Origin of the sequence: Rahnella sp. RFA10(1/100) (assembly GCF_004195115.1) — a bacterium.
Taxonomy (GTDB): Bacteria; Pseudomonadota; Gammaproteobacteria; order Enterobacterales; family Enterobacteriaceae; genus Rahnella; species Rahnella perminowiae.
Map to the genome: position 1 here is coordinate 18975 of NZ_SEWR01000016.1, position 8399 is coordinate 27373.

The 8399-nt window shown below is 49.0% G+C and carries 7 protein-coding genes and 1 pseudogene; all 8 read right to left on the bottom strand.

The features are described from left to right. Positions 1-53: 53 nt before the first annotated feature. Positions 54-4082 carry a DNA-directed RNA polymerase subunit beta gene (rpoB, locus tag ETV65_RS24580; RefSeq protein WP_015699039.1) on the bottom strand — a complete coding sequence of 1343 codons (4029 nt, stop codon included), beginning with the start codon at positions 4080-4082 and terminating at the stop codon, positions 54-56. A gap of 332 nt (positions 4083-4414) precedes the next feature. Beyond that, complete coding sequence (gene rplL, locus ETV65_RS24585; RefSeq protein ID WP_013577410.1) at positions 4415-4780, bottom strand: 50S ribosomal protein L7/L12; 366 nt, start codon at positions 4778-4780, stop codon at positions 4415-4417. A 66-nt stretch (positions 4781-4846) separates the two neighbouring features. After that, positions 4847-5344 carry a 50S ribosomal protein L10 gene (gene rplJ, locus ETV65_RS24590; RefSeq protein ID WP_013577411.1) on the bottom strand — a complete coding sequence of 166 codons (498 nt, stop codon included), beginning with the start codon at positions 5342-5344 and terminating at the stop codon, positions 4847-4849. A 337-nt stretch (positions 5345-5681) separates the two neighbouring features. Next, a complete protein-coding gene (rplA, locus tag ETV65_RS24595; protein ID WP_120164019.1) occupies positions 5682-6386 on the bottom strand; it encodes a 50S ribosomal protein L1 in 705 nt (234 codons plus the stop codon). A 3-nt stretch (positions 6387-6389) separates the two neighbouring features. After that, positions 6390-6818, bottom strand: a complete 429-nt coding sequence (gene rplK, locus ETV65_RS24600; RefSeq protein WP_129955677.1) for a 50S ribosomal protein L11 — start codon at positions 6816-6818, stop codon at positions 6390-6392. A 180-nt stretch (positions 6819-6998) separates the two neighbouring features. After that, positions 6999-7544 carry a transcription termination/antitermination protein NusG gene (gene nusG / locus ETV65_RS24605; RefSeq protein WP_009639145.1) on the bottom strand — a complete coding sequence of 182 codons (546 nt, stop codon included), beginning with the start codon at positions 7542-7544 and terminating at the stop codon, positions 6999-7001. Then, complete coding sequence (gene secE, locus ETV65_RS24610) at positions 7545-7928, bottom strand: preprotein translocase subunit SecE (protein WP_034794996.1); 384 nt, start codon at positions 7926-7928, stop codon at positions 7545-7547. 253 nt (positions 7929-8181) lie between these two features. Continuing rightward, positions 8182-8399: pseudogene (gene tuf / locus ETV65_RS24615) on the bottom strand (elongation factor Tu); the annotation flags it as partial.

Sequence of the window (8399 nt, forward strand, 5' to 3'; positions counted from 1 at the left end):
GTCTGTATTGATTAACAGGCAGGTGCCCCTGTGATCAGTGCGAATTCGAGTACTTACTCGTCTTCCAGCTCGATGTTGATACCCAGAGAACGGATTTCTTTCAACAGTACGTTGAAGGATTCCGGCATGCCTGGTTCCATACGATGATCGCCATCTACGATGTTTTTATACATCTTAGTACGGCCGTTCACGTCATCGGACTTAACAGTCAGCATTTCCTGCAGGGTATAAGCGGCACCGTATGCTTCCAGTGCCCACACTTCCATCTCACCGAAGCGCTGACCACCGAACTGAGCTTTACCACCCAGCGGTTGCTGAGTAACAAGGCTGTAAGAACCGGTAGAACGCGCGTGCATCTTATCGTCAACAAGGTGGTTCAGTTTCAGCATGTACATATAGCCGACGGTAACCTGACGCTCGAATTGCTCGCCGGTACGGCCGTCAAACAGTGTGATCTGACCAGAGGTTGGGATTCCGCCCATTTCAAGCAGTTGCTTGATCTCTGTCTCTTTCGCACCGTCGAAGACTGGTGTTGCGATTGGCATACCTTTTTTCAGGTTCTCAGCCAGACGCAATACTTCATCATCGGTGAAGGTGTTCAGATCCACTTTCTGACGTACATCGTCGCCCAGATCGTAGGCACGCTGGATGAACTCGCGCAGCTTAGAAACTTCTTCTTGTTTCTTCAGCATGGCATTGATTTTTTCACCAATACCTTTCGCGGCCATACCCAGGTGGGTTTCCAAAATCTGACCAATGTTCATACGTGATGGAACGCCCAGCGGGTTCAGTACGATATCAACCGGAGTCCCGTTTTCATCGTAAGGCATATCTTCGATCGGGTTGATCTTAGAGATAACACCTTTGTTACCGTGGCGGCCGGCCATCTTGTCACCAGGCTGGATTTGACGTTTAACGGCCAAATACACTTTAACGATTTTCAGCACGCCTGGTGCCAGATCATCGCCCTGAGTGATTTTACGACGCTTAGCTTCGAGTTTTTTCTCAAACTCGGATTTCAGTTCGTCGTACTGTTCAGCAAGCTGTTCCAGTTGGTTCTGTTTGTCTTCGTCAGTCAGTGACAGTTCTAACCAACGGTCGCGAGGCAATTTGCCCAGCTTGTCAGCTTCAACACCGCCAGCAACCAGCGCAGACTGGATACGTGCAAACAGACCGGCTTCCAGGATCTGCAATTCTTCAGTCAGGTCTTTCTTAGCCTGCTTCAGCTGCATCTCTTCGATTTCCAACGCACGTTTGTCTTTTTCCACGCCATCGCGGGTGAAGACTTGCACGTCGATAACCGTACCGGAAACGCCGTTTGGTACACGCAGAGAAGAGTCTTTAACATCAGACGCTTTCTCACCGAAGATCGCACGCAGCAGTTTCTCTTCCGGCGTCAGTTGGGTTTCACCTTTAGGCGTAACCTTACCCACCAGAATGTCACCACCGGTCACTTCAGCACCGATATAAACGATACCGGATTCATCCAGTTTGGAGAGCGCAGCTTCACCCACGTTAGGGATGTCAGCGGTGATCTCTTCAGGCCCTAACTTGGTGTCACGGGACACACAGGCCAGTTCCTGGATATGGATGGTCGTGAATCGGTCTTCCTGCACAACACGTTCGGAGACCAAGATGGAGTCTTCGAAGTTGTAACCGTTCCAAGGCATGAACGCGACACGCATGTTCTGACCCAGAGCCAGTTCGCCCAGATCTGTTGACGGACCATCTGCCAGCACGTCGCCGCGCTCGATTGGCTCGCCCAGATTCACACACGGCATCTGGTTGATGCAGGTGTTCTGGTTAGAACGGGTGTATTTGGTCAGGTTATAAATGTCGATACCTGCTTCGCCCGGGTACATCTCTTCTTCGTTAACACGAATAACGATACGGGATGCATCCACGTACTGAACAATACCGCCACGTTTAGCTACGGCAGTAACACCGGAGTCAACCGCTACAGCACGTTCCATACCAGTACCCACCAACGGCTTATCAGCGCGCAGAGTCGGAACGGCCTGACGTTGCATGTTCGCACCCATCAATGCACGGTTGGCGTCATCGTGTTCCAGGAATGGAATCAGTGAAGCACCAACGGAGACAACCTGTTGGGTGGAAACGTCCATGTAGTCAACCTGATCGCGGCTAAACAGGCTGGATTCGCCTTTGCTACGACAAGTGACCAGGTCTTCAATGAAGCGCCCTTCTTCGTCCAGGTTGGAGTTCGCCTGAGCGATAACGAAGTTGCCTTCTTCAATAGCAGACAGATAGTTGATTTCATCAGTCACCAGACCATCACGTACGCGACGGTAAGGGGTTTCCAGGAAACCGTACTCATTGGTCTGTGCATAAACAGACAAGGAGTTGATCAGACCGATGTTTGGACCTTCTGGCGTTTCGATTGGACATACGCGACCGTAGTGAGTCGGGTGTACGTCTCGAACTTCAAAGCCAGCACGTTCACGGGTCAAACCGCCCGGACCCAATGCAGAGATACGACGCTTATGCGTGATCTCAGACAACGGGTTGTTCTGGTCCATAAATTGTGACAGCTGGCTTGAGCCGAAGAATTCTTTCACCGCAGCCGAAATTGGCTTAGCGTTGATCATATCCTGAGGCATCAGCGTGTCGAGGTCGCCCAGAGACAGACGCTCTTTAACCGCACGCTCAACACGAACCAAACCTACACGGAATTGGTTTTCAGCCATTTCGCCGACGGAACGAATACGACGGTTGCCCAAGTGGTCGATATCGTCCACTTCGCCCTGGCCGTTACGAATACCGATCAGCTTTTTCATAACCTGAATGATGTCGTCTTTGCTCAGGATACCTGAACCTTCGATTTCATCACGCAGCAGAGAACGGTTGAACTTCATACGACCCACTGCAGACAGGTCGTAACGATCTTCAGAGAAGAACAGGTTCTCGAACAGGCTTTCAGCCGCTTCACGCGTTGGTGGCTCACCAGGACGCATCATTCGGTAGATCTCAACCAGTGCGCTCAGGCGATCGCTGGTTGGGTCGACGCGAATAGTCTCGGACATGTAAGCGCCATGATCGAGGTCGTTGGTGAACAGCGTTTCAATGGTTTTGTGGCCGGACTGGCTGAGCTTAGCCAGCAGATCCAGAGACAATTCCATGTTAGCCGGGACGATCAGCTCACCGGTATTGGTGTCGATGTAGTCTTTAGAGACCACTTTCCCTGCGATGTACTCAACAGGAACTTCGATGCGCTGAATTTCGTCTTTTTCAAGCTGACGAATATGACGGGCAGTGATACGGCGGCCTTTTTCTACATAGACTTTGCCGTCAGCTTCGATATCAAAGGAAGCTGTTTCACCACGCAGGCGTTCAGGTACCAGTTCCATCTGCAACTTGTTGTCGCGGATCTGGTAAGTCACCTTGTCAAAGAACAGGTCAAGGATCTGTTCAGTCGTGTAATTTAATGCACGCAGAATGATAGTCGCAGGCAATTTACGGCGACGGTCAATACGCACAAAGAGGTTATCTTTCGGGTCAAACTCGAAATCTAACCATGAACCGCGGTAAGGGATGATACGTGCGTTATAAAGCACTTTACCCGATGAGTGGGTCTTACCCTTGTCGCTGTCGAAGAATACGCCCGGACTACGGTGCAGCTGAGATACGATAACCCTCTCAGTACCGTTAATCACAAAGGTACCATTTTCGGTCATGAGCGGAATTTCGCCCATATAGACTTCTTGTTCCTTGATGTCTTTGACCGTACCTTCTGGTGCTTCGCGTTCGTAGATCACCAGACGCAGTTTCACACGCAGTGGCGCGGAGAACGTCACACCACGGATCTGGCATTCTTTAACGTCAAATACTGGCTCACCAAGACGGTAGCTAACGTATTGCAGCTCAGAGTTACCGCTGTAGCTCTTGATAGGGAATACAGAACGGAATGCAGCTTCCAGACCGTACTGGCCTTCCGGGTCTTGCTCGATAAACTTCTGGAACGAGTCAAGCTGGATAGAAAGGAGATATGGAATGTCCAGAACTTGTGGACGTTTACCAAAATCCTTACGAATGCGTTTTTTCTCGGTATAGGAGTAAACCATAGGGTTCCTCAGCTCGCTGATCAGTGACCCAATCTTGTCTGCCCTGAGAAGGACAGTTCATGCAACACCGTTTATGTCGACCGGAAAGCAGAAACGCTTTCCGCAATATCTGTTTTCTACCACTCTTAAATCATTTCGTTGTGCGTTATCTGTAGATGAGCTACAGCAAGAGGCAACAATATATTAAGGCGTCTATAGAAAGAGATATTAGAGTAGTTCAGTGCTCAAACAGTGTGAAACATCACTGACACTCTATAGCGCAAAAAGGCTGGTGACTAAAAAGTCACCAGCCATCAGCCTGTTAGGACAGACTGCACTCCGGGAAGTTAAACTTACTTAACTTCAACAGAAGCACCAGCTTCTTCCAGAGATTTTTTCAGAGCTTCAGCGTCATCTTTGCTGATGCCTTCTTTCAGAGCTGCTGGAGCAGACTCAACCAGGTCTTTAGCTTCTTTCAGACCCAGGCCAGTCGCGGTGCGAACAGCTTTGATAACTGCAACTTTGTTCGCGCCAACAGCGGCCAGAACAACGTCGAACTCAGTTTTTTCTTCAACAGCTTCAGCAGCAGCAGCAGGACCTGCAACAGCAGCAGCAGCAGAAACGCCGAATTTTTCTTCCATAGCGGAGATCAGTTCAACGATTTCCATTACAGACAGAGCTGCAACGCCTTCAATGATTTGTTCTTTAGTGATTGACATTTCAAGTGTTCCTAGAATTCAGAAATAGTTTATACGTAAGCAAATGAACGAGATAAAAAAGGCTGATTAAGCAGCTTCTTTCTGATCGCGTACAGCAGCCAGAGTGCGAACCAATTTGCCTGCAGAGGCTTCTTTCATGGTTGCCATCAGGCGTGCGATTGCTTCTTCGTAAGTAGGCAGAGTTGCCAAGCGGTCAATTTGAGCCGCAGAGATAAACTCACCTTCAAAGGCCGCAGCTTTAACCTCAAATTTTGCATTCGCTTTAGCGAAATCTTTGAACAGACGGGCAGCAGCGCCTGGGTGTTCAGTAGAGAATGCAATCAAGGTTGGACCGACAAACGTGTCTTTCAGGCACTCAAACTGAGTACCTTCTACGACGCGACGCATCAAGGTGTTGCGAACAACACGCATGTAAACGCCAGCTTCACGACCTGCTTTACGCAGTTCAGTCATTTTATCTACAGTTACGCCACGGGAATCCGCAACAACCGCAGACAGCGCGCCTTTGGCTACTTCGATGACTTCAGCAACAATCGCTTGTTTGTCTTGAAGATTTAATGCCATTAGCTTTTTGCTCCTGGATTTAGCCGGGGAAAATCCCCGGAACTCACATCACTTGTTATCGAGAATCGATATCAAGCGTTCAAACACGGTGAGCAGAGAATCCAGCAAAGACAAATCTTAATTCTTTATAAAAAAGACAAAGAAATATTTTCTTCAGGCTCTGTCACCGTCTACGCAGGAAGGATTAAGCCCTTTTCGGGGCACCTGCGGTCTTGGACGGAGGCCTGGATAGGCCAGGCTCCAACCGAAAAATCTTGGTTTCGCATTAACGAAACAACGGGCCATAGATTCTAGACAAATCTATCGCCCGCGTAAAGCGATAAACGTCAGCAGTTAATTAGTTAACTGTTGCGCTCAGGCCGCTTTGATCAACAGCAAGACCCGCGCCCATGGTAGTGGACAGGCTTACTTTCTTGATGAAAACGCCTTTAGCCTGAGAAGGCTTCGCTTTTTTCAGAGCGACCAACAGAGCTTCCAGGTTTTCTTTCAGCTTGTCGGATTCGAAATCAACCTTACCGATAGTGGTATGGATGATGCCGTTTTTGTCGTTACGGTAACGAACCTGACCTGCTTTAGCGTTCTTAACCGCTTCAGCAACGTTAGGGGTTACAGTACCGACTTTCGGGTTAGGCATCAGACCGCGTGGGCCCAAGACCTGACCTAATTGGCCAACAACGCGCATTGCATCTGGAGATGCGATAACAACGTCGAAGTTCATTTCGCCTTTCTTGATCAGGTCAGCCAGATCTTCCATACCAACCAGTTCAGCGCCTGCAGCTTTAGCAGCTTCAGCGTTTGCACCTTGAGTGAAGACGGCAACGCGAACAGAACGACCGGTGCCGTGTGGCAGTACGGTTGCGCCGCGAACGTTTTGATCTGATTTACGAGCGTCGATGCCGAGGTTAACAGCAACGTCAACGCTTTCTACGAATTTAGCAGTGGCCAGCTCTTTGAGCAGAGCAACGGCTTCGGTGATGTCATACTGTTTAGTAGCATCAACTTTGTCACGGATCACGCGCATGCGCTTGGTCAGCTTAGCCATTTATTAATCCTCCACTACCAGGCCCATGGAACGAGCAGTACCTTCGATGGAGCGAATCATCGCTTCAACGTCAGAACCAGTCATGTCCGCAGCTTTGGTTTCTGCGATTTCACGAACCTGAGCACTCGTTACTTTACCTACTTTGTCTTTGTTCGGCTTGCCGGAACCAGACTTGATACCAGCCGCTTTCTTCAGCAATACTGCTGCAGGAGGGGTTTTGGTAACGAAGGTGAAAGAACGGTCAGAATAAACAGTAATAACAACAGGAATTGGCAGGCCTTTTTCCATGCTATCAGTCTTAGCATTGAACGCCTTACAGAATTCCATGATGTTCACGCCTTGCTGACCCAGAGCTGGACCAACTGGCGGACTTGGGTTTGCCATACCAGCTGAAACTTGCAGCTTAACGTAGGCTTGTACTTTCTTGGCCATGGTAAATATCCTCGTTTGGGTAATATCGCCTGTTTGAAGAGGCTCCCCGTTATTTACAGTACTTTGTTCTTTATCATTTATGTGCCAAGAAGACTGCACATAAAAACAAAAGGCGCGAAATTATAGTTTAATTTCGCGCCTTGTACAACAACTGTTCTAACGAATATTTAGAACGTTGTATTAGCCCTTTTCAACCTGACCGAAGTCCAGTTCAACCGGTGTTGCACGGCCAAAGATGGAAACAGACACTTTCAGGCGGCTTTTCTCGTAATCAACTTCTTCGACCACACCATTGAAGTCTGCAAACGGCCCGTCATTAACACGTACCAGTTCACCTGGTTCGAACAATGTTTTAGGGCGTGGTTTATCCCCCACTTGTTGCAGGCGATTCATGATCGCATCAACTTCTTTATCGCTGATTGGTGCAGGACGATCTGACGTTCCGCCAATGAAGCCCATAACACGAGGAACGCTGCGAACTAAGTGCCAGCTGGCGTCATTCATTACCATCTGTACCAGCACATAACCCGGGAAGAATTTACGTTCACTTTTACGGCGCTGGCCACCACGAATTTCAACCACTTCTTCGGTTGGAACCATGACTTCACCAAACAGTTCTTCCATGTCATGTAATTTGATGTGCTCACGCAGCGATTGCGCTACGCGGCCTTCAAAGCCAGAAAACGCCTGAACGACGTACCAACGTTTTTTAGGTGCTTCAGACATTTAGAACCTCAAGCCAGTAATGAAAGATACCAGGCGGACTAAAATACCATCCAGCCCCCACAGAATCAGAGACATAACGGCAGTTACCGCCGCAACGATCAGTGTGGTATGCAATGTTTCCTGGCGCGTTGGCCAAATGACTTTACGTACTTCAGTTCGCGCTTCACGAGCAAACGCAACTGTTGCCTTGCCTTTAGTGGTCAGTAAAGCCACTGCGCCTGCAATTGCGATAATAACAACTACGGCTAACGCGCGTAACGGCAGGCTGTATGCACGGTAATAATAGTTACCGACAATAGCTACAACCAACAAAACGGCAACAACCAGCCACTTTACCGCTTCCAGGCCGCGCCCGCTCCCTTGAGCCTCGGTATTCGCACTCATAAACCAACCCGTCACAATGATTCAGAACAAACAACTTTGCCTCGCATTGCGAGGCAAACCAAACCGATCGATGCTCTACTTGAGCGCAATTCGGTGTTTTACGCTATATCTCAGAGCCTATCTCACCAGTGATTATGACGTATAAATCGCTGATGAGATAGGTTCTAGCGCCACAGCGTAGAAAAAAGGGCATCGAATGATGCCCTTTTAGTGTGTATTGCGTCAACGAATAGTGACAAAAAACTATCAGCGATTAAGCGATAACTTTAGCAACAACACCAGCACCTACAGTACGGCCGCCTTCACGGATTGCGAAACGCAGACCGTCATCCATCGCGATTGGATGGATCAGCGTAACAACCATGTTCACGTTGTCACCAGGCATTACCATCTCAACGCCTTCTGGCAGTTCGATAGTACCGGTCACGTCAGTTGTACGGAAGTAGAACTGTGGACGGTAGCCTTTGAAGA

What these genes read in the sequence shown, in the direction of transcription:
- rplK (WP_129955677.1), bottom strand. Translation starts at nt 6,818, where the DNA reads ATGGCCAAGAAAGTACAAGCCTACGTTAAGCTGCAAGTTTCAGCTGGT.
- rplJ (WP_013577411.1), bottom strand. Translation starts at nt 5,344, where the DNA reads ATGGCATTAAATCTTCAAGACAAACAAGCGATTGTTGCTGAAGTCATC.
- rplA (WP_120164019.1), bottom strand. Translation starts at nt 6,386, where the DNA reads ATGGCTAAGCTGACCAAGCGCATGCGCGTGATCCGTGACAAAGTTGAT.
- rplL (WP_013577410.1), bottom strand. Translation starts at nt 4,780, where the DNA reads ATGTCAATCACTAAAGAACAAATCATTGAAGGCGTTGCAGCTCTGTCT.
- rpoB (WP_015699039.1), bottom strand. Translation starts at nt 4,082, where the DNA reads ATGGTTTACTCCTATACCGAGAAAAAACGCATTCGTAAGGATTTTGGT.
- nusG (WP_009639145.1), bottom strand. Translation starts at nt 7,544, where the DNA reads ATGTCTGAAGCACCTAAAAAACGTTGGTACGTCGTTCAGGCGTTTTCT.
- secE (WP_034794996.1), bottom strand. Translation starts at nt 7,928, where the DNA reads ATGAGTGCGAATACCGAGGCTCAAGGGAGCGGGCGCGGCCTGGAAGCG.